A 20,496-nucleotide genomic window follows, 5' to 3' on the forward strand; every position below is an offset into this window, starting at 1 on the left:
TTACTCCTTAGTGACCCGGTCGATTTCTTCCAGGCTAGTAATGCCTTGACAGACTTTCTCAAGACCCGACGCGCGCAAGTCGTTGATGCCTTCGGCTTTGGCTTGTTCGGCTAATTGCATAGTATTGCCGCCTTCCAGAATCAGTTTACGCATATTTTCGCTAATCGGCATAACCTGATAGATTCCGACTCGGCCTTTGTAGCCGCTAGTACAATGTTCGCAGCCAGCAGGATTAGCCGTAAAAATTTTAAGCTTAGCTAGCTCTTCTTCTTTGAAACCGGCCGAAATCAACACCGAATCCGGCAAATCGGACTTAACCTTACAATATTCGCATAAGCGTCTGGCGAGGCGTTGAGCCATGATCAAATGCACCGCTGAAACGATGTTAAACGGCGGCACGCCCATTTGCACGAGACGGTTTAACGTTTGCGGCGCATCGTTTGTGTGCAGCGTGGACAATACCAAATGGCCCGTTTGTGCGGCCTTGACGGCAATTTCGGCGGTTTCCAAATCCCGTATCTCACCGACCATAATGATATCCGGATCTTGTCGTAGAAAAGCCCGCAAGGCACCGGCAAAGGTCAACCCGGCTTTCGGATTCATATTAACCTGATTGATACCCGGCACCGTAATTTCGACAGGGTCCTCGGCGGTCGATATATTCCGTTCGACGCTATTTAGCAGATTCAAGCCCGTGTAAAGGGTAACGGTTTTACCGCTACCGGTAGGACCCGTTACCAAAACCATGCCGTAAGGCCGATTGATCGCCTCAAGAAATCGTTGTTGTTGGACGGGTTCAAAGCCGAGTTTTTCGATACCGATTTGCGCGCTGGTCGGATCGAGTATACGCAGTACGACTTTTTCGCCGAACAACGTCGGACAGCTATTGACCCGAAAGTCGATTGCCCGATTTTTCGACAATGCCATCTTAATCCGCCCGTCCTGAGGAACGCGCCGTTCGGCGATATCCATTTTAGCCATGACCTTGATACGGGAAATAATCCGAGTTGCGATATTGGGAGGCGGACTTGCCACTTCATAAAGCATGCCGTCTGCCCGAAAGCGAATTCGGAAACTTTTTTCATAAGGCTCAAGATGAATATCCGAAACACCTTTTTTAATCGAATCGAGCAAAATTTTATTGACGAAACGTACGATAGGCGCATCGTCCACATCACTTGCCGCCTCGTCTCCGGCCGGCTCCTGATCGCCGCCGGTAATTTCTAAATTCTCCAGGTCGGCATCCAGCAAATCGGTCATCGTGGTATCGGCAGCTTCCATTGATGTCTCGATAGCCTTAGACAACTTATCTTCTTCGACCAGAATCGTGTCGATATTCAGGCGCGTATGGAACTTTATTTCGTCTTGAGCTTGAAAATTGCCGGGATCGGAAACCGCTAAAAACAAGCGGTTTCCGCGCTTAAGCAACGGTAAAGCATGATGCTTTCTAATCAGTTTTTCACTGACCAAATTGACCGGCAAGCTACGAATATCGAGCGCGTCGAGATCGAGTTGCGGAATACCGAACTCTTTGGATGCTTTGGCGGTGACCGATTTGCTGTCAACCAATTTATTGGTGACCAAATAACTGATCAGCGGTAATTTGGCTTTCTTCGCAGCCTGCATATGCAATTGCATATCCGCCTCGGTAATCAAGCCGGCTTGGACCAAACATTTCGGTAGACCGCCGATCGGCAGGTCGATTAAATCTGTTGCCATAGATGAGGTTTGAGGTTCAAGGTCCAAGGTTTGAGGTTCAAGGCTCAAGGCTCAAGGTTTAAGATATAAGTTCCACCTTGCCCCTTTCTCCTTGCCACTTATTAAAGTGCCTTTATCTTTATCAACTGTGCTTCCAAACTGTTAAGTGTAGATCGTAACTCGGCGAGTTTCTGTTTTTCTTTTTCGACTACTTCGGCCGGTGCTTTATCGGTAAAGGACGGATTATTAAGCTTGCCTTCGATCCTCGGCAATTCTTTGCTGATGCGTTGAATTTCCTTGTCCAGTCGGGCCGATTCGGCTTCTTTGTCGATCAATCCCGCCATCGGTATCAAAATTTTCATATCGCCGACCAAGGCAATTGCCGATTCGGGCTCGGCATCGCCTTGGCTTAACCATCCAATTTTTTCCAAACGCCCCAACTTCTCCAGATAGATACGGTTATTTTCGACAAAATTACGATCCTGACCTGAGCCGTTTTGCAGCAACACCGGCAAAGGTTTCCCAGGAGCAATATTCATTTCGCCGCGAATTCTGCGCACCCCCAGAATAACACTCATGATCCAATCGATTTCATGCACGGCGGCCTTATCGATTTGCTCAGCATCGGATTCCGGATATGGCTGAAGCATGATGGTCGCCTCATGAACGCCGGTCAAAGGCGCAACGCGCTGCCAAATTTCCTCGGTAATGAAAGGCATTAGCGGATGAGCCAATCGCAAAATTTGCTCCAAAACGGTCAATAATGTTTTACGGGTTCCTCGTTGCTGAGCTTCGCTGCCGGATTGCAACGATATTTTGGCCAATTCCAAATACCAATCGCAATATTCGTTCCAGGTAAATTCGTAAATCGCTTGAGCCGTCAAGTCGAAACGATACGCCTCGATATCGTGGCGAATCGTTTCGGTCACTTCATTCAGGCGAGACCTTATCCAGCGATCCGCCAGACTATATTCGCAATCGGCGTCGTCTAGCCCGTTATCCTGGCCTTCGGTATTCATCAGCACGAAGCGCGCGGCATTCCACAGTTTATTACAGAAATTTCGATAACCTTCCGTGCGCGCCAAATCGAAACGAATATCGCGGCCGGTCGACGCCAATGACGCGAACGTGAAGCGCAGCGCATCGGTACCGAACGAAGGTATACCGTCGGGAAAGTGTTTACGCGTCGCGGCTTCGATTTTCTTGGCTAAATGCGGCTGCATCATGCCAGAGATGCGTTTTTGCACTAACGATTCCAGGTCGATACCATCGATCAAGTCAATCGGATCGAGTACATTGCCTTTCGACTTGGACATTTTCTGGCCTTCGGCATCACGTATTAAGCCATGGATATAGACTTCTTTGAAAGGTACCTGACCCTGAAATTTTAGGCCCATCATAATCATTCGAGCGACCCAGAAGAAAATAATATCGAAACCGGTAACCAGTACACTAGTCGGATAATGTTTGGCCAATTCGGGCGTGTTCTCCGGCCAACCCAAAGTTGAAAAAGGCCACAGCGCCGATGAAAACCAGGTGTCGAGCACGTCTTCATCCTGACGCAGCGGATAGTCGTCTTTGAGCTTATGCACCGAGCGGATTTCCTGTTCGGAACGGCCGACATAAACATTACCTTCGTCGTCGTACCAGGCAGGAATTCGATGTCCCCACCAGATTTGCCGTGAAATACACCAGTCTTGGATGTTGCGCATCCATTCGAAATAGGTGTTTTTCCAGTTGTCCGGCACGAATTTGATCGTACCGTTTTCGACCGCTTCGATCGCCGGCGCCGCCAAAGGCGCAACTTTGACATACCATTGATCGGTCAAGAACGGTTCGATCACGCTGCCGGAGCGGTCGCCGCGCGGCACCATCAATTTATGGTCTTCGATTTTCTCGAGCAAGCCCTGAGCTTCTAGGTCGGCAACCACCTGTTTCCTCGCTTCGAAACGGTCCAACCCGAAATATTGATGCGGTATCAGTTGATCCGGATCGTCCTTGTTATCCCTGATTTGTGCATCGACCGTGAATATATTGATCAAGCCGCCATGCGGCAATGCCTGCATGACGCTTTGATCGCGGTGTCGCAACCAGACTTCGTAATCGTTAAAGTCATGGGCCGGCGTGATTTTGACACATCCGGTACCGAACTCAGGATCGACGTATTCGTCGGCGATGATCGGAATGCGCCGCCCGGTCAAAGGCAGTTCAACAAACTCGCCGAGCAAATGCTTATAGCGCTCGTCATTCGGATGAATCGCAACCGCGGCATCGCCAAGCAGGGTTTCCGGGCGTGTTGTCGCGACAACAAGATGACCGGTACCGTTAGTCAGCGGATAACGCATGTGCCATAACGATCCGTTTTCCTCTTCGGATAAAACTTCCAAATCGGACACGGCGGTGTGTAGCACCGGATCCCAATTGACCAAGCGCTTGCCCCGATAAATCAGACCTTCTTCATAAAGCCGAATGAATACCTCGCGAACGGCGTCCGACATGCCCTCGTCCATCGTAAAGCGCTCCCTCGACCAATCCAGCGACGAGCCCATTCGACGCAACTGGCGCATGATCGTACCGCCGGACTCTTCTTTCCATTCCCAGATTTTCTCAATGAAGGCTTCTCGCCCGAAATCATGGCGCGTCTTGCCGTCGGCCTCGACCAGACGTTCGACGACCATTTGCGTCGCGATGCCGGCATGGTCCGTTCCTGGTTGCCACAGCGTGCTACAACCTTTCATTCGATGATAACGCGTCAACGCATCCATGATCGTGTCTTGAAATGCATGGCCCATATGCAGGCTACCGGTAACATTCGGAGGAGGAATCATGATGCAATAAGATTCGCCATCCTGCCGCGGCGCAAAATAGTTATTTTCTTCCCAAGCCTGATACCAGCGTTGTTCAATTGAATGAGGGTCGTAAGTCTTGTCCATGTTTATGCGTTATTAGTATTTTGAGAAAACGGTAGAAGTTAGCTTGGACACTGCAGCCCGCTGCATTACATTTTATGCGTAACGACTGAGAGCCCGGCTTGGCGGTATTGTTGATAGCGTATTCGACCGGGGCCTTTACTTTCTTCGCTATCGTCCAATATTTCTAGGATGCGTTCGCTATTTATCCAATTATCCGGAATGCGTGTCGACAGATTGATAACTACATCGCGCCAATCGTCGGGCACGCCAAGATGCCCGATCAGGACGGCATTGGCCTTATCGGGCACCATGCCATCGTATAACTGATGCGGCACAAAGCTGCCGGGTCTGAATGTCCAAAGCAGGTCGTCAAGCATCGCGCTTTGCTGGGGGTCTTCGGTCAATAAGTAGCAAAGCCTCCCGCTACGATAGGCTTTTTCGGTCAGTTTACAAGCGAATAACTGCCTATCGCGTTCGGACCGGGACGCTAAGATGTAAAAACCGATATCGGGCATTTACGCTCCGGTTACGGCTCGGCATCGGTCCAACAGATATTGCGCCAGCAAAGGCACAGGACGTCCGGTCGCTCCTTTGGTTAGCCCTGTGCGCCAAGCCGTGCCGGCGATATCAAGATGCGCCCAGCGGAAGTTTTCGGCAAACTTCGATAAAAAGCAGGCGGCAGTAATCGTGCCGGCATCCTTGCCGCCGATATTAGCCATATCGGCGAAGTTGGATTTCAGCAATTCTTGATACTCTTCCCAAAGCGGCAAGCGCCAAACGCTGTCGCTCGCCGTCTCGCCGGCTTTAACCAGATCGTTACAGAGCGCATCGTCATTGCCGAACAAACCGCTCGGTACGCGCCCTAAAGCGACAATGCAAGCCCCGGTCAGAGTTGCCATATCGATGACCGTATCCGGGTCGAATTTTTGCGCATACGTTAACGTGTCGCAAAGGAGCAGACGCCCCTCCGCATCAGTATTGAGTATTTCGATCGTTTTACCAGACATACTCGTCACAATGTCGCCCGGTTTGTTTGCATCGCCGTCCGGTAAATTTTCCGAGGAGGGAACCAAGCCTACGATATTCAACGGCAACTGCATTTCCGCGGCGGCCTGCAAGGTTGCTAGAACGCTCGCGCCTCCGCACATATCGTATTTCATTTCATCCATGCCGAGCCCCGGTTTCAACGAAATCCCGCCGGCATCGAAGGTCAAGCCTTTTCCTATTAACACGATCGGTTTTCCGTGTTTTTCGCCGCCCTGATAATTGAGCACGATTAACTTGGCCGGCTGACGACTCCCCCGAGACACGGACAACAATGCCCCCATGCCCAACTTTTCCATATCCGCTTCTTCCAATATTTCCACGCTCATCGAAGCAAATCGTTCGGCAATGCTTTGCGCTTGCTCGGCCAGATAAGTCGGCGTGCAAATATTTCCCGGCAAATCCGCTAGTTGTTTAGCCAATGAAACACCGCCGGCAATGGCTTGTCCTTGTTTTAAACCGGATTGGGCCTCAGCTTGTTGATTCTCGGAAACCACAATACTGATACGATCGGTTTTAAATTCGTTCTCGATAACCGTCTTGCAATGCTTGAATTGATATAAGGCATCGTCGAAAACTTCGATAATCTGACGCGTTTTCCAAGCCAAGTCTCTATCTTTGACATCGATTTCGACCAGCGTGCAGGCCGCCGATTTCAATCCCGAATCACGGATGGTTTTTATCGCGGCGGCCAGCGCATTACGATAATTCTTACCGTTCATTTCATCGGGCTTGCCAAGGCCGACCAACAGCACGCGCGCGAAAGAAGTATCCGGCAACCAGTTAATCAACGCGGTTTCGCCAATTTTTCCTTTGCAATCGCCTCGCTCGATGAATCGGCTGATCAGGCTTTGCGAGCACTCGTTTATATAAGACGCAGAAGGGGTAAGTGCTAGATTTTCATAAAGACCGACAATAACACAATCGGTTTGCAGCTTGTCTAACGGAAGGCTTTCTATAGAATAGTCCATAATGTGCGGTGTCTAGATTTAAGTGTCATAATTTTAATCCATAAGCTTAAAGCAGTTGAGAGCGCTTTCGAGCATATTTCGGTAATAATGGATTATACAGCAAGCAATTTTTCTACAAAGTGGAAAATGGCCTGAGTTACAAGGGTTTTGCCTATCTGCGTAAGAGTAGGTTTCGACCGGTATTTAGATATTTTTTGGAGCGGTTTTTTTGAATACAGATTGGAATAATGGATACAAGTCGCGTCATAGACCGATAATCACGGTATTGGACAAAATGATCGTGGCCGATTTAACGCGGACATTAACGGCGGTACTGTCGGTTATCGTGGTGATCATTGTCAGTCGACGTTTCATCAGAATACTTGAAAAGGCAATCGAAGGAGCCATTTCGAACAAAACGCTGCTGAATATTCTTGGCTTAAAAATGATCGAGGCCTCGATTGCCTTTTTACCGGCCGCTTTTTTTATGGCGGTATTGATGGTGGTTGGGCGGATGTACCGAGACCAGGAAATGTCGGCGATATTTTCCGCCGGCGGCGGAGCCGGATCTATTTATCGTTCGGTATTTATCATGGCATTTCCGCTTGCTGTGATCGCGACCGGCTTGTCTATGTATGTGGGACCCTGGGCCGAAACCCTCACTAAGGAAATGATGTTCGAGGACGAAAAATCGGCCGATATAAGAGGCATAGCTGCAGGACGTTTCAGCGAGTACCAACATGGCGACCTGGTTTTTTATGTCGAACAAATCGGCGACGACGACAAAATGCAGCAAGTTTTCGTGCAGCACCGAAAAGCCGGACAGACCGCCATCATCGGCTCAGAAACAGGGCGCTTCGATAACCTGGAAGGCGGACTGTATCTGATTCTGGAGCGGGGCCGAAGAGTCTTAGGAAAGCCTGGAGAAGCCAACTATACGATAGAAGAATTCGCCGAATATGCGGTCAGGTTGGAAGAAAGAAACCGTGCGCTTGTGCTAGACCTAGAAGCCATTCCGACCAAGGAACTGTGGAGAACCAAAGCCCCTAGTGAGTTGGCCGAATTACACCGGCGACTCAGCATACCTACCGGCATTGTTTTTTTAGCGCTTCTTGCGGTGCCTTTGGCACAAATCTCCCCGAGGGGCGGCGTTTACGGCAATATGTTCGTGGCATTTTTAATATATTTCAGTTACGGCAACCTAACTCGCATCAATCATAGTTGGCTGGTCAAAGAAAAAATACCGTTATGGTTCGGTGGAATTTGGGTCGATTTAGTCTTATCAATACTAGCTATTGCACTACTGGTTAGACTTTATAGTTGGCGTTATGTCCTTATCAAATTTCAGGAAAAGGTAAAATTGTGAATGTATTGACCGGCTATATCGTCAGAGAAGTATTGAAGGGTTCTTTCATCGCACTGATCTTGCTACTGACGCTATTTAATTTATTTACTTTTACCGACGAATTAAAATCCTTGGGCAAAGGCAGCTATGGGTTACAGGAGATTTTTAAGTATCTTGCGCTAACCAGCCCAAGAGTTCTCTACGAATTGATCCCCTCTTCGGCCTTATTGGGCAGCTTGTTTGTGTTAGGCGCGATGGGCAATAACCGCGAATTGATCGCGATGCGGGCATCCGGCGTTTCAGTGCTTGGCATCGTCAGATCGGTCATGCTGGCGGGTGCTATCCTGGCGGTTTTTGCCGTGGCGGTCGGCGAGTTTATCGCTCCTGCTTCCGAACGAAATGCACGCATACTGAAAATGAGCGCCCTAAACAGAGACTTCATCGTACAAAGCCGATACGGCTTATGGTTACGCGAAGGATCGAAATTCATCAATGTCCGCGAAATCAAGGATAATGGCGATCTTAGCGAAATCCATATTTACGACCTGGACGAACGGAATTTTTTGCAAACGGCCATAACTGCAAATAAAGCAGTTTTTCAACAAGATAAGCAATGGCTATTGAAGAACATCGAGCAAAGCAGCATTTCCACAGAACAAGTTTCGACAGCGCAAGTCGAAAGCCGTTCATGGAAGTCCTCGATCGATCCCAAGTTGTTAAATGTCGTCGTCGTTAAACCTGAGAATCTATCCCTATATGACCTTGCGCTTTATATCGATTTTTTAAAGGGTAATAAACAAAAATCCGAAACATTCGAATTAGCGTTTTGGGGTCGAGTCGTGAATCCGTTTGTGACTTTCGTGATGCTGCTGGTAGCAACGCCGTTTGTCATAGGCGTCAGGCGCGGCGTCAGCACCGGCAGTCGAATGATGATCGGTATTATTATCGGCATGAGTTTCAATATCATCGATAAAATTACCGGTCATGTAAGCTTGATCTACCATTTAAACCCGGCACTCATGTCGGTATTACCGAGTGCCGTAGTGTTTTCATTGGCGCTGTATGCGGTCAGAAAGGTAAGATAATGCGCTTTGGTCAAACGCAATCCTTACTGTGAAAGTTCGTAGATATAGACCCTTTATCTAATTTTTCGATATACGGCGCTCGACAGAGCGAATGCCGGTTCCGGAGAGGGTGCGGTTGCTCGACCGACAGGCGTCGGCGGCAGGGAAAGCCGCCGTCGAGCCTACAGGGATGTATTCACGGCGTCCTGTCGGGCGAGTGGCCGTACCCTCCCCACCAGAGAACTTTCATTTGCCGGGGCGATGGCCAGGCCTTCATGAACGTTAAGTTAAGGCTTCGGGGCGAAAAAAACCGCCGTTCGCGACAACCGGTCGTGCCATGCCCGGTTGTCTCTATCAAATATCACCCAAATATAACCCAACCCTAAAACACTCCAGGACAGTATTGCGCCAATGAATCGGATCGATGCCTGCGTCCAGGTGATGGGTTGACGGTCTTCGGCAAGGATTTTGAGCTTCCAGGCTTTAAGACCCAAGGTTTGCCCGCCATGCGTCCAAAACCAGCCGTAAAAAAAATAGCTAATCAGGACTAGATAGGCGTGAAAATAGAGATTATCCGAAGCGAATGCTTCGCCATGATTGAAAAGAAGACCTACGGCAGTAGCCGCAAAAAGAACCGCCAGTAAAAGCAAACCATCGTAAAGCAGCGCCGCGATGCGGCGAAAAAAACCGGCTGGACTTATCTCGGTGCAGCCGGTTTTTTGGACTGTGTCGCCGAAAATAACGTTATTCCTTGAACAGCGCTAGTTTTTGACCGAAATACATACTCATTGCAGTTAACGCACCGAGCATTAACAATGAAAATATAAAAGGCGGTCTGTGAAACAGCAAAATTGTCAAGTCCGTTACAAAAAGGCTGGTTAATAAAGGCCTGTCGATTAAGCCGCTGATGATCTTTTTGAACATGAAATACCTCAATGCTGTTTAAGTTTTGTGAACAAGAACTGTTTGTCTGGAAAAAGCGCCAATCCTAGTATTGCCGTTGTATTTACAACAAAATACTAACGCAACTCATTGTTGGTCGAAATTCTACTATATTCAAAAGGGGAAAGTAAAAAGAATCGTGTCGATTGAGCTTGAATTGCTTCAAATGATATGATTACGCCATAGATCTGTTTTCGTTCGGAAACGGCGAACAGTCTTCATAATAAAACACATAAAAACATGCCAGCAATTCCCAATTTGGGGATCAAAAAGGGTGTGGGGTATGCTTGGCGAGGATGTCGGCAGCAGGGGCAGATTTTTGCTCCTGTAAAATCTGCATTCACGCCATCCTTGGCGCTTAGCTGCCGCCAAGCCCCCATGGATGGGTTTTCGGCGTTCCTCGACAGACATACCTCACACCCTAAGATCGGCGAAAATGCTCAAACTGGGAATTGCTGAGAACATGCACTAACAGGACGACGGTTCCCGTAAAAAGTTAACTCGTTATAAGCTACCAAGGACAAAGGCCATTTTAAACTTTTTTAAAAAAATCATTTCCTCGAGCACCGGGACTCCATCAATACCGGCGAAGGATGACAATCCTTCACATCCGGAAGTACCCAGGATTTATTCTCGTTCCGAGCACAATATCTCAAGATCGCAAATCAGCGAGAATGCCTTGAAAGTGCTATACCGACTCAAAAAGTCCGGCTTCGAAGCTTATCTGGTTGGCGGTTGTGTACGAGACCTATTATTAGGCCGTGAGCCTAAGGACTTCGATGTTGTAACCGACGCCCATCCCGACCAAGTGCGTAAAATTTTCCGCAACTGCCGACTGATCGGCCGACGCTTTCGCTTGGCCCATGTGCATTTCGGGCGAGAAATCATTGAAGTTGCAACATTTCGAGGCAATGCCGGAGATGTACCGGACGACGACCTATTACTCAACGATGAAGGCAGATTGTTACGCGATAATATCTACGGCACGATTGAGGAGGATGTCTGGCGACGCGACTTTACGGTCAATTCGCTCTATTACAATATTCGGGATTTTTCGGTCACCGATTACGTCGGCGGCATGGCCGATCATACCACCGGGACGTTGCGCTTAATCGGCGACCCTGAAACCCGCTATCGGGAAGACCCGGTACGCATGTTAAGAGCGATTCGGTTTGCCGTTAAACTCGGCTTTACCTTGCATCGTGACTGTGAAAAGCCGATAGCCGACCTTGCCGAGCTTCTTTATAACATTCCTCCCGCTCGTTTATTCGACGAGTCAATGAAGCTTTTTCTATCAGGCCATGCCTTACAAACTTTTGAAATGCTTCGTCATTACGGCTTATTTCAAATCTTGTTCCCAGCGGTCGAACGCAGCTTGTCCGTCGAAGATCAAGGTTTTCCAAGGCTCTTTCTAATCAGAGCATTGGAAAACTCCGACGCCCGAGTCGCCGAAGGCAAAACCGTTACCGCCTACTTTTTATTTGCGGCATTTTTATGGGACGCGGTAAAAACGTATGCCGAAGAGCAAATGGAAAAAGGCGTTCCGGAAAATATCGCCTTTCAAGTCGCCGCCAACGAACTGATTGCCGAGCAAGTTAAGCGCGTTTCGTTACCGCGCCAGATTAGCTTAGCCATGCGCGAAGTATGGAGTCTACAGCCCAGATTTGCACGCAGACAAGGCTCAAGACCCTATCGCTTGTTAAGCCATCCAAGATTCAGAGCGGCTTACGATTTTTTATTGTTGCGCATTGAAACAGAAGGCGTAAACCCTGAGCTCGGCGAATGGTGGACTCAATTTCAAGCTGCCGGCGAAGCCGAACAAAAAAGAATGACACAGTCGGCACAAAAATCGGAGCGCAAACCGCTTAAGCGTCGACGACCTCGATCCAATAAACCGCGTAACGCCGACACCACCAAAGACTAAGATTTTTAGCCACTATGACCAATAACAACGACTTCGTAACGGCCTTTATCGGTCTGGGCAGCAATCTCGACCATCCTGCCGAGCAACTAATGACCGCTAGACAAACCATCGCGGCATTACCGAATATAAAGGAAACCGGCTTTTCGAGCCTTTACCGTAACCCGCCGATGGGCCCCCAGGATCAACCCGATTATGTCAACGCGGCGATGGCAATTGAAACAACATTGCCGGCCATCGATTTACTTCGCCAATTACAAGCCGTGGAACAGTCTCAAGGACGAACTCGAACAGGCAAACGCTGGGGAGCTAGAACACTGGATCTTGACCTTTTGCTTTATGGGGACCGGCAAATTGAAGTTCCCGACCTAACCGTTCCTCATATCGGTATCGCCGAACGCGCTTTTGTTTTATATCCCTTATATGAAATCGCGCCGGATCTATCGATTCCGGGACTCGGTAAACTGACCGATTTAGTCGCGAAATGCCCCAAAAACGACCTACATCGATTATCCTAAGTGAATAACTATTCTTCCGCTTCTCTAACCAAACCATTGACTATCACCGACCTTCAGTCGATGAAGCAGCGCGGCGAAAAAATCAGTTGCTTGACTGCTTACGATGCCAGCTTCAGCGCGCTGCTCGATAAAGCCGGCATCGATATCCTCCTGGTCGGAGACTCGTTGGGCATGGTCATACAAGGCCAATCGACGACAGTTCCGACCAGCATCGAAGACATGGTTTATCATGCCGCTTGCGTGGTTCGCGGTCGACAGCGGGCGTTCGTGATAGCCGATATGCCTTTTATGAGCTACGCCGGCAAGGAACAAGCAGCCGAAAACGCCGCTCGCTTAATGCAAACCGGCGGCGTGCAAATGGTCAAATTGGAGGGCCCGAAAATCGAACTGATCGAATTTTTATCCGAGAACGGAGTCCCCGTCTGCGGGCATTTGGGCTTGCTTCCGCAATCGATCAATCGCCTAGGCGGCTACAAAATACAAGGGCGCGAACGATCCGCGGCCGATCAAATGATCGCCGATGCCTGCCGCCTGGAAAAAGCCGGTGCGGCATTATTGGTGCTCGAATGCGTCCCGGCGATCCTGGCCGAAGAAATCGCCCGGCAACTGACGATTCCGGTAATCGGTATCGGCGCCGGAGCCGATTGCGACGGACAAGTCCTGGTACTTTACGATATTTTAGATATCGGCATCGCCAAGCGGCCTCGTTTTTCTAAAAACTTCATGCAAGATGCCTCCAGCATCGAAATGGCCATAAAAAATTTTCATGAAGCCGTCAAGCAAGGCACCTTTCCAAGCGAAGAGCACAGCTTCCAATGAGCCTGTCGACAGTCACAACAATCGAAGCATTACGCGACACACTAAAACCGTGGCGAAAAGCCGGCAACTCCGTGGCCTTTGTACCGACGATGGGCAATTTACACGATGGGCATTTACAATTGGTTGAAAAAGCCAAGGAATGCGCAGATAAGGTGGTAGTCAGCCTTTTTGTCAATCCGACGCAATTCGGTGTCGGCGAGGATTTTGACCACTATCCCAGAACCGAATCGGAAGACGCTAAAAAACTTGATGCCATCGGCACCGACCTGCTTTTTTTGCCTTCGGTCTCGGAAATTTATCCTATAAATCACAGAACTTCGATCTCCGTATCCGGGTTATCGGACTTACATTGCGGTAAAACAAGAGTCGGCCACTTCGACGGCGTCGCGACTATCGTTTGCAAGCTATTCAACATCGTGCAACCGGATCTGGCATTCTTCGGCGAAAAGGATTTTCAACAACTGACCTTAATCCGAGCATTGGTTAGAGACCTGAACATTCCGGTCGAAATTCGCGGCATCGAAACGGTTAGAGAAGACGACGGCTTGGCAATGAGTTCGCGCAACGGCTACCTATCAGCGGATGAAAGACTTGCCGCTCCTGCCCTTTATCGTTCATTATGCCAGGCGCGCGATCGGATTTTAGCGGGCGAACAAAACTACCCAGCACTGGAAAAAAGGGCTATGCTGTCATTGCGGGAAGCCGGCTTACAACCCGAGTATTTTTCGGTATGCCGCCAGTCGAGTTTAATGCCGGCCAGTACTAATGACATGGAGTTGGTGATACTTGCGGCAGCAAGACTGGGAAAAACCCGCCTGATCGATAATGTTTATTTTTCAAAAACGCCATTATGACCGCGGGCAATCTTCAAGCGATATTTTTATACTTCGCGCGGCCACATTTTCGGCTTTTATGGCAATGCTATTTTGTTCGGTAGCAAGGCGCGAAAACAGGCGCATAGCAAGCTATGTAACTGTTTTCGCAACGTAGGTACCGGACAAAAGAGCGCGTTAAAAAACCGAAAATGTGGCCGCGCGAAGTATAAGTTGAAGAGCACTCTCTATTAAGAGATAATGCCCGGTTTCTAAAAGAATTTATCTTGTAAATAGTATGCAAACTACAATGCTTAAAGCCAAGCTACACAGAGCGACCGTAACCTACTCCGAATTAGGTTACGAAGGTTCTTGCGCGATCGATAGCGATATTTTGGATCGAGCCGGCATTAGGGAGTATGAGCAGATTCAAATCTACAATATCAACAACGGCGAGCGCTTTACAACCTACGCAATCAAAGCGGAGGCCGGATCGCGCATTTTCTCGGTTAATGGTGCGGCGGCTCGTTTAGCCTGTCCAGGCGACATCATCATCGTTTGCGCCTATGCCATCCTGGACCAGCAAGAGCTAGCTGATTACAAGCCAACCTTGCTCTATTTCAACGATAAAAACGAAATTATTCGTTCCAGTCACATCATTCCTATTCAGTCGGCTTAAGTTTTTAGCCCTCGCCATCCGGCCGCCCCTATTAGGGCGCGACCGGACAAGACAACCCCGCAGCATAGCGTTGAACACTTCAAATGATTCTCTTTACCCTCCAACATTTCGCGCGAATGAAAATTCGATCATAGGCACAAATTATTGAAGTTGCTTTATCTTAAAAAGAGCAACTGGCATATGCTGTAAACCGTTCGTGCTAAGCTAAGTCGAAGCATGAAGGATCTACAACACTTTCACCAAATTAGTAAAGCCTCAAACCATCCTTTTTAGGTTTATAGCGACAGGTTAAAGCCTTATCTAGGCTTCCGAAAAGTCGATTTCATGATTTTTTTCGGTCAATGTGATAATTTGCTCGACCTGAACCAATACTTTTTGAATACCTTTTCTCGAATTGACATTGATCAGAATCGGCGATTTGATCGAACCTTTGATAGTAGGCTTACCCGACTCTTCGTCATTCTCGTCGGTGTGCAATAGAATCAATACCGCCAATTCGTCCGGATTACTCAACTCAAGCAAGGCTTGCTCTTCGTCAGTCAAAATAAAACTGTAATTGATATTGAAGTCGACAGGATTAGCCGCGGAAAACGTCAAATCTTCGTCATCGACGGATTGCAGCCAAAAAATAATCGGATTATCTTCCTGATGGAAAAGCTTAAACCGGGTTTGATCTTCAAAACCGGGAATGCCTTTGGGAAAAACAATGATAGTATCGGGATCGACGCGTTGTTCGCCGAGAAATTTTGATTTGATTTCCATGATTATTGCCTGTTGAATTTAAAATAGCTTTTTAAGTATAGACCGCTCTGTCGATTAACCGGTAATAAACGAAAACATCGCAGCAATTCCGAACCTAAAGATAAAAAAGGGTACGGGGTGTGCTTGGCGAGGATGTCGGCGACGGGACAGATTCTTGCTCCTCGGCAATTGCTGAGTTACATTGCTGTAATGAATGCAGAAAATGCAGGAGCATTTTTCTGCCCTGCATTGCCCTAATACACGCCATCCACTGGCGCTTAGTTGCCGCCCCCACAGGGAGGGTTTACGGCGTTCCTCGACAAACATACCCCGCACCCTGAATACGGCAAAATTTCTCAAACTGGGAATTGCCGAAAACTTCGCGCCTTTATTTTTGATAGTTTTCGTAATAGTCTTTTTGAGCATCATAAATAAAGCTGTCGGTTCCGTCGCGGATGCCATACATTAAATCATAAACGCCTCGCTCGGTATCCCTGATAAATGTATGGATATTGCTAAAAAACCCGACCGCCTGCTCCCGATCAGGCAAACTGCCTGCAGACTCGCCCCGATGATTACCGGTACAGCCGGAATTGACCGCGCTTAGCAAAATCATTATCAATCCGATTATGGGTTTCATACAATTCTCCGACAGTTTGTTATTACCAAGCAATAACAAAGCCAAATAAAAACAAACCTTATAACCTATTGATAAAAATAATAATCCTCATCACAAACAGAAAGAACGCCAACTTTTCGTCATCTGACTATCCCCGCTTTTTCTTTTTAGCTCCCGTCCGATACCGGCTGACGCCACCCCAAATGAGGCGCCGAACAGGTAAGGATTTGGTTATAAATAACTTCCCTATTATTTGATTTAGGGTAGGCGGGTTCGGTAACTCGATTGACAGGTGTCGGCGGCAGGGAAAGCCGCCGTCAAGCCTACAAGGATGTATTTACGGCGCCCTGTCAAGCGAGTTACCGAACCAGCCAGAAATCCCATGATTTCAATAAGTTATTTGTCACGAAATCCTAAATTAGGACCGCTAAAAATCATCAATGCGATGAGAGCCAAGATCCAGCTTAATTCGTAGCGAACCACTTGCTGTTGACGAAGATCGACGGCCCGCAATGCCCGGCTAAGCTGCTCCGGCGTTTCCAGATGATGATAGTGCAGGCCTGTAATTCCCGCCAAGCGCTGCAGAACCTGTTCTTGAACCGACGTCAAATACTCTCCCGATGAAACCTGCCCTTTGCGAATACGCCTATCTGCTTCATCGACTTGCCAATAGCCGGTTTGAATATTGTTTTGGTCGTATTTAGGAATCGGAACCGGCAATAGATTACCGACCCCGACCAACAAGCCTCTAACCTTGCCTCTCTCAAGCAGAAATCTCGGCTCTTTGACAGACTCAGGCGTTTGCTGCCCATCGGTAAAAAAAACCAGGCTGGGACTCGAGTCGATTTTTGCGGCTTCGCGAAGACTCGTATATAAGCCCCTAGCGATATGACTATCCGCAGCCCAAGCCATGCGCCAATCGATTTTCATTAAACTTTCTTCAATGACCGAGTAGTGCTCGCACACTTCGAGCGGCTCGAACAACAAAAAACTATTTTTTGTGGTAAACAGACCCAAACCCACATGCGATTGACAAGGCAAAGCCGAAATCACCGTTTTCAGGCTCTCCTTAACAAAGGAAAGACGGTCCGACGGCATGTCGTCGACATGGTAATCGCGCGCATTCATGCTTTGCGTGATATCAATGACAAAAATCAGATTATAGCTGTCCTTGCGAAGCGGAATAGTCGGTTTCAACAAAGCAAGTACCAGCAAGACAGCGGGCAACATCAACAACCAAAGGCGCTTATCCTTAAGCAGCATTAAGGCCCGCCTTCCGGTATACCCGGCATAATCGCATGCACGCTACTTTTATGACCTTGCCAGTCGGCTTTTTCCGCTTCCTTGGCAGGCGGACGAATGCGCAGAGCGAATTCAAGATTGTAGCGCGCCTGCCAATGCTCAGGCTCGACCGCTAATACCTGCTTAAAGGCCTGCTCGGCCAGATCCAGCAAAGTATTGATTTGTCCATATTCCCAAACGCCCTTGGCATTCCATAACTTGGCCGCCTGCTGCAAATAAATAGTGCCCATGTTATATTTAACGTCGACACGAAAATCGGTATCGACAAGCGGCTCTATTTGTAAATAAAGCCGCAAGGCTTGTTGAAAATCCCCTTCCCTATTGAGTTCAACGGCTTTGGCAAAAATCACTTCGGGCGGCAAATTGTCGCCGGCAAGGGCAATCGTGTCAGGTTGTCGAATCATCGCATTGAACTTCATCAGCTGTTGCAATTCAGTGAGTTCGCGCACAGACCATGCCGCTAACACAAGCAACAGCAACCAAGCACCTACCGGGTGATAGGAATTCCAAAGCGTTATTTTTTTCGGCCGTTTAAATATCTGCATCATTTGCTTGTCAATTCGATATCGGCGGTATGCATATCGTAGATCAAAATTCGGCACAGGGGTGCCCGTCAAAGGACGCCGTGAATACGTCCATGTAGATACTCTATGCCAGCTCCATGCTGGCAAAGCCTTTGCGAGCGCCACGGATGGCGTGTATTAGGGCAATGCAGGAGCAATTGCCGAGGAGCAAAATCGACCGAACACCCCGGCGCCTCCTTAGGCACTGCCGAAATTTGAAGTGCGAAAGGTATACCTTTTTTTCGGCATTCTACTGTACATTTAGGGTTTGAAAAACCGCTAAATCGGCGGACCGTCAAAAGCCTGGCAAAGACTCGCGGAAATCTAATATACCGCGGAGTTTGTCAGCAACTTACCGGCTAAGTTAAACTGATGCCGTTTACCCATGCGGAGTCGCTGTTCATGTCAGGTTTCTTCAGAAAATTACTCGGATTCGTGTTGCTGCTGACAACAATAGGCTTGGCAACGTGTCAATCGATGCTGAAAGCCGAACCGCTATTCGATCAACTGATGCTGTCGCAGTCCAAACAATGACGCAAAGCCAAAACTTTCGAAAGCCCAAGCGCTTTACCTCGGACTCCTTGCAAAAATATTCACCAAGGGGCTTGCTGCTCTATTTTTTGCCGATCGCACTGCTGCCGGCAGTCGTGATTGCGCTGGCCAAAGGCAATTTGACCGCGATCCTCGTTAACGCCACGGCTTATACCTTGTATCTATTCTCGGCCTGGTGCTTGCGCAAAGGATTTCAAGCCGAAGCGCGCCTTCGACAAAGACCGATGACCCCTCCGACGAAGTATCCATTAAAATTGCTTGCCGCTATCATTACAGCATTGACGACAGGCATGATTGCCTGGCTCGGCGCACGGCAAACCTTGCCGGTCGCAGCAGCATACGCAGGGGGAGCGTTTTTGGGCATGTTTTTAAGTTACGGTTTCGACCCCAAAGCCAAAAGCACACAAGGCGCTCAGGGCTATTCGGGCGAAGAACTCGGAAAAGCGCTTGCCGAATCCCACGCCATGATCCGGCGTATCGAGCAAGCCGGCAGTAAAATCCGCAATCACGAATTCAATAACCGCATCGAACGAATCTGCGAAATCGCCGACAACATAATCGCCCAAATCGAAGCCGATCCCCGCGATTTTCGAAGGGCCCGAAAGTTTCTCAATGTCTATCTCGACGGCACGATGCAAGTTACCGAAGGTTATGCCAAAACGCATAGTCAACTCCAACTCGGCCAACTAGAACCCGCCCAATTGGAACAAAGCTTTCGCAATGTTCTCGAAACGATCGAAACCTCGTTTCTGGAACAACAGCAAAAACTGCTTGAAGACGACATTTTCGATCTCGATGTCAAAATCGAGGTATTGACCGCGCAACTCAAACGGGAAGGCATACTGTAATGCTTTCTGACAACCCAGGTACCCCCCATGACTGATCAACCCTTATCTACAGCGACTGTAACAGAATCGAACGAGCCGATCCCCGGAATATCGACAGACATCATTTCCTATCAAGCCGCCCCGCCGGAAAAACGGGAACAAGTCGAACAATTGCTACAAGAAATCGACATAAACGACACGCATTCGATACTGTTCTTCGGCAGCAAGGCCCAAGAACAACTGACATCGATTTCCGACCGCATGCTCGACGGCGTCAAAAACAAAGACATCGGCCCGGCCGGCAACGACCTCAATGAAATGGTCGCGATCCTGCGTGGCTTCGATGTCGACGATCTCGATCCGAACAAAAAACCGAGTTTTATGGCAAAACTCTTCGGCAAAGCCAAGCCGGTCGTCAAGTTTTTGCAGCAATACGAAGAAGTCCGTAAACAAATCGATACGATCAGCGACAAGCTGGAAAGACATAAAACCGAACTACTCACCGACATCACATCGCTCGACCGGCTCTATCAAGCCAATCTGGAATACTTTCACACGCTCGAGGATTATATCGCCGCCGGCGGAGAACAATTACGCAGGCTCGATGAGGAAATCATTCCGCAGCGGCAACAACAAGCCGAAGCCGGACAAGAAATCATCGCCGCGCAACAACTGCGCGACCTGCGCTCGGCCCGCGACGATCTCGAACGCCGCGTTCACGACCTACGCCTAACCCGCCAGGTTTCGATGCAAAGCCTACCCAGCATCCGCCTGGTACAAGAGAACGATAAAGGCCTAGTCAGCAAAATCAGCTCGACGCTGGTCAACACAGTACCTTTATGGCGTCAACAATTGGCGACGGCCGTCACCATATTCCGCTCGTCTCAAGCCGCGCAGACCGTTAAAGCGGCGACCGATTTGACCAACGACTTACTAACCGCCAACGCCGAAACGCTCAAGCAAGCCAACGCCGAAACGCGCAAACAAATCGAACGCGGCGTATTCGATATTGAAACGATCAAACAAGCCAATCGCACGCTGATCGAGACGATCGAAGAAAGCCTACAAATTGCCGATCAAGGCAAAAAAATGCGCAGCGAAGCGGTCGTTCAACTGCAGGAATGCGAAGATGAACTACGCAAAACGCTCAGCTCTGCTCAGAGCAAGACGGCGAGTTGAGTATTTACA

At 48.8% G+C, this 20,496-nt stretch carries 20 protein-coding genes; 10 read left to right on the forward strand and 10 right to left on the reverse strand.

The window, feature by feature from the left end; translation table 11 throughout:
* The 4 genes from pilB to METBU_RS0112010 all read right to left on the reverse strand — a co-directional run bounded on the left by pilB (position 1) and on the right by METBU_RS0112010 (position 6,625).
* Positions 1–1,719, reverse strand: coding sequence for a type IV-A pilus assembly ATPase PilB (pilB, locus tag METBU_RS0111995; RefSeq protein WP_017840855.1), 1,719 nt, complete (start codon positions 1,717–1,719; stop codon positions 1–3).
* 101 nt (positions 1,720–1,820) lie between these two features.
* Complete coding sequence (locus tag METBU_RS0112000) at positions 1,821–4,631, reverse strand: valine--tRNA ligase (protein ID WP_017840856.1); 2,811 nt, start codon at positions 4,629–4,631, stop codon at positions 1,821–1,823.
* A 65-nt stretch (positions 4,632–4,696) separates the two neighbouring features.
* The gene (locus METBU_RS0112005) at positions 4,697–5,125 is read right to left on the reverse strand and encodes a DNA polymerase III subunit chi (protein ID WP_017840857.1); all 429 of its coding nucleotides are present in this window, start codon (positions 5,123–5,125) and stop codon (positions 4,697–4,699) included.
* Positions 5,126–6,625, reverse strand: coding sequence for a leucyl aminopeptidase (locus METBU_RS0112010; RefSeq protein ID WP_017840858.1), 1,500 nt, complete (start codon positions 6,623–6,625; stop codon positions 5,126–5,128).
* Between the two features lie 208 nt (positions 6,626–6,833).
* Here METBU_RS0112010 and lptF point away from each other — a divergent pair, with 208 nt between their 5' ends.
* The gene (gene lptF, locus METBU_RS0112015; protein ID WP_026130184.1) at positions 6,834–7,970 is read left to right on the forward strand and encodes an LPS export ABC transporter permease LptF; all 1,137 of its coding nucleotides are present in this window, start codon (positions 6,834–6,836) and stop codon (positions 7,968–7,970) included.
* Positions 7,967–9,034, forward strand: coding sequence for an LPS export ABC transporter permease LptG (lptG, locus tag METBU_RS0112020; RefSeq protein ID WP_017840860.1), 1,068 nt, complete (start codon positions 7,967–7,969; stop codon positions 9,032–9,034). The genes lptF and lptG overlap by 4 nt, the downstream gene beginning before the upstream one ends.
* A 266-nt stretch (positions 9,035–9,300) precedes the next feature.
* On the opposite strand, the gene METBU_RS24030 is transcribed toward lptG, so the two are convergent.
* Positions 9,301–9,753 (reverse strand): RDD family protein, encoded by a 453-nt coding sequence (locus METBU_RS24030; RefSeq protein WP_026130185.1) that lies wholly within the window; start codon positions 9,751–9,753, stop codon positions 9,301–9,303.
* 4 nt (positions 9,754–9,757) lie between these two features.
* Positions 9,758–9,937 (reverse strand): hypothetical protein, encoded by a 180-nt coding sequence (locus METBU_RS0112030; RefSeq protein ID WP_017840862.1) that lies wholly within the window; start codon positions 9,935–9,937, stop codon positions 9,758–9,760.
* Positions 9,938–10,634: 697 nt separating this feature from the next.
* On the opposite strand from METBU_RS0112030, the gene pcnB reads away from it, so the two are divergent.
* The 5 genes from pcnB (at position 10,635) to panD (ending at position 14,704) form a co-directional block, all read left to right on the forward strand.
* Positions 10,635–11,879 (forward strand): polynucleotide adenylyltransferase PcnB, encoded by a 1,245-nt coding sequence (gene pcnB, locus METBU_RS0112035; protein WP_017840863.1) that lies wholly within the window; start codon positions 10,635–10,637, stop codon positions 11,877–11,879.
* 14 nt (positions 11,880–11,893) lie between these two features.
* Positions 11,894–12,394: a 2-amino-4-hydroxy-6-hydroxymethyldihydropteridine diphosphokinase gene (gene folK / locus METBU_RS0112040; RefSeq protein WP_017840864.1), complete on the forward strand. Its 501-nt coding sequence runs from the start codon at positions 11,894–11,896 to the stop codon at positions 12,392–12,394.
* On the forward strand, positions 12,395–13,213 hold the full coding sequence (panB, locus tag METBU_RS0112045) for a 3-methyl-2-oxobutanoate hydroxymethyltransferase (RefSeq protein ID WP_026130187.1): 819 nt from the start codon (positions 12,395–12,397) through the stop codon (positions 13,211–13,213).
* Between the two features lie 2 nt (positions 13,214–13,215).
* Positions 13,216–14,067 (forward strand): pantoate--beta-alanine ligase, encoded by an 852-nt coding sequence (gene panC, locus METBU_RS0112050; protein WP_026130188.1) that lies wholly within the window; start codon positions 13,216–13,218, stop codon positions 14,065–14,067.
* A gap of 256 nt (positions 14,068–14,323) precedes the next feature.
* A complete protein-coding gene (panD, locus tag METBU_RS0112055; RefSeq protein ID WP_026130189.1) occupies positions 14,324–14,704 on the forward strand; it encodes an aspartate 1-decarboxylase in 381 nt (126 codons plus the stop codon).
* A 300-nt stretch (positions 14,705–15,004) separates the two neighbouring features.
* Here the strand turns inward: panD and fliW are convergent, their stop codons facing one another.
* The 4 genes from fliW to METBU_RS0112075 all read right to left on the reverse strand — a co-directional run bounded on the left by fliW (position 15,005) and on the right by METBU_RS0112075 (position 17,914).
* Positions 15,005–15,466 (reverse strand): flagellar assembly protein FliW, encoded by a 462-nt coding sequence (gene fliW, locus METBU_RS0112060; RefSeq protein ID WP_017840868.1) that lies wholly within the window; start codon positions 15,464–15,466, stop codon positions 15,005–15,007.
* A gap of 367 nt (positions 15,467–15,833) precedes the next feature.
* Positions 15,834–16,085, reverse strand: a complete 252-nt coding sequence (locus tag METBU_RS0112065; protein WP_017840869.1) for a hypothetical protein — start codon at positions 16,083–16,085, stop codon at positions 15,834–15,836.
* 375 nt (positions 16,086–16,460) lie between these two features.
* Positions 16,461–17,327, reverse strand: coding sequence for a vWA domain-containing protein (locus METBU_RS0112070; RefSeq protein WP_017840870.1), 867 nt, complete (start codon positions 17,325–17,327; stop codon positions 16,461–16,463).
* Complete coding sequence (locus METBU_RS0112075; protein WP_017840871.1) at positions 17,327–17,914, reverse strand: hypothetical protein; 588 nt, start codon at positions 17,912–17,914, stop codon at positions 17,327–17,329. Before METBU_RS0112075 ends, METBU_RS0112070 begins: the two co-directional genes overlap by 1 nt.
* Positions 17,915–18,301: 387 nt before the next feature.
* Here METBU_RS0112075 and METBU_RS28570 point away from each other — a divergent pair, with 387 nt between their 5' ends.
* From METBU_RS28570 to METBU_RS0112090, 3 genes are read left to right on the forward strand one after another with little or no spacing between them, the layout of a single operon-like run.
* Positions 18,302–18,463, forward strand: coding sequence for a hypothetical protein (locus tag METBU_RS28570; RefSeq protein ID WP_017840872.1), 162 nt, complete (start codon positions 18,302–18,304; stop codon positions 18,461–18,463).
* Positions 18,460–19,329 carry a 5-bromo-4-chloroindolyl phosphate hydrolysis family protein gene (locus METBU_RS0112085; RefSeq protein WP_017840873.1) on the forward strand — a complete coding sequence of 290 codons (870 nt, stop codon included), beginning with the start codon at positions 18,460–18,462 and terminating at the stop codon, positions 19,327–19,329. The genes METBU_RS28570 and METBU_RS0112085 overlap by 4 nt, the downstream gene beginning before the upstream one ends.
* A 27-nt stretch (positions 19,330–19,356) precedes the next feature.
* Positions 19,357–20,487, forward strand: a complete 1,131-nt coding sequence (locus tag METBU_RS0112090) for a toxic anion resistance protein (RefSeq protein WP_017840874.1) — start codon at positions 19,357–19,359, stop codon at positions 20,485–20,487.
* Positions 20,488–20,496 lie beyond the last annotated feature (9 nt).

The organism is Methylotuvimicrobium buryatense 5G (assembly GCF_000341735.1).
Lineage (GTDB): Bacteria > Pseudomonadota > Gammaproteobacteria > Methylococcales > Methylomonadaceae > Methylotuvimicrobium > Methylotuvimicrobium buryatense.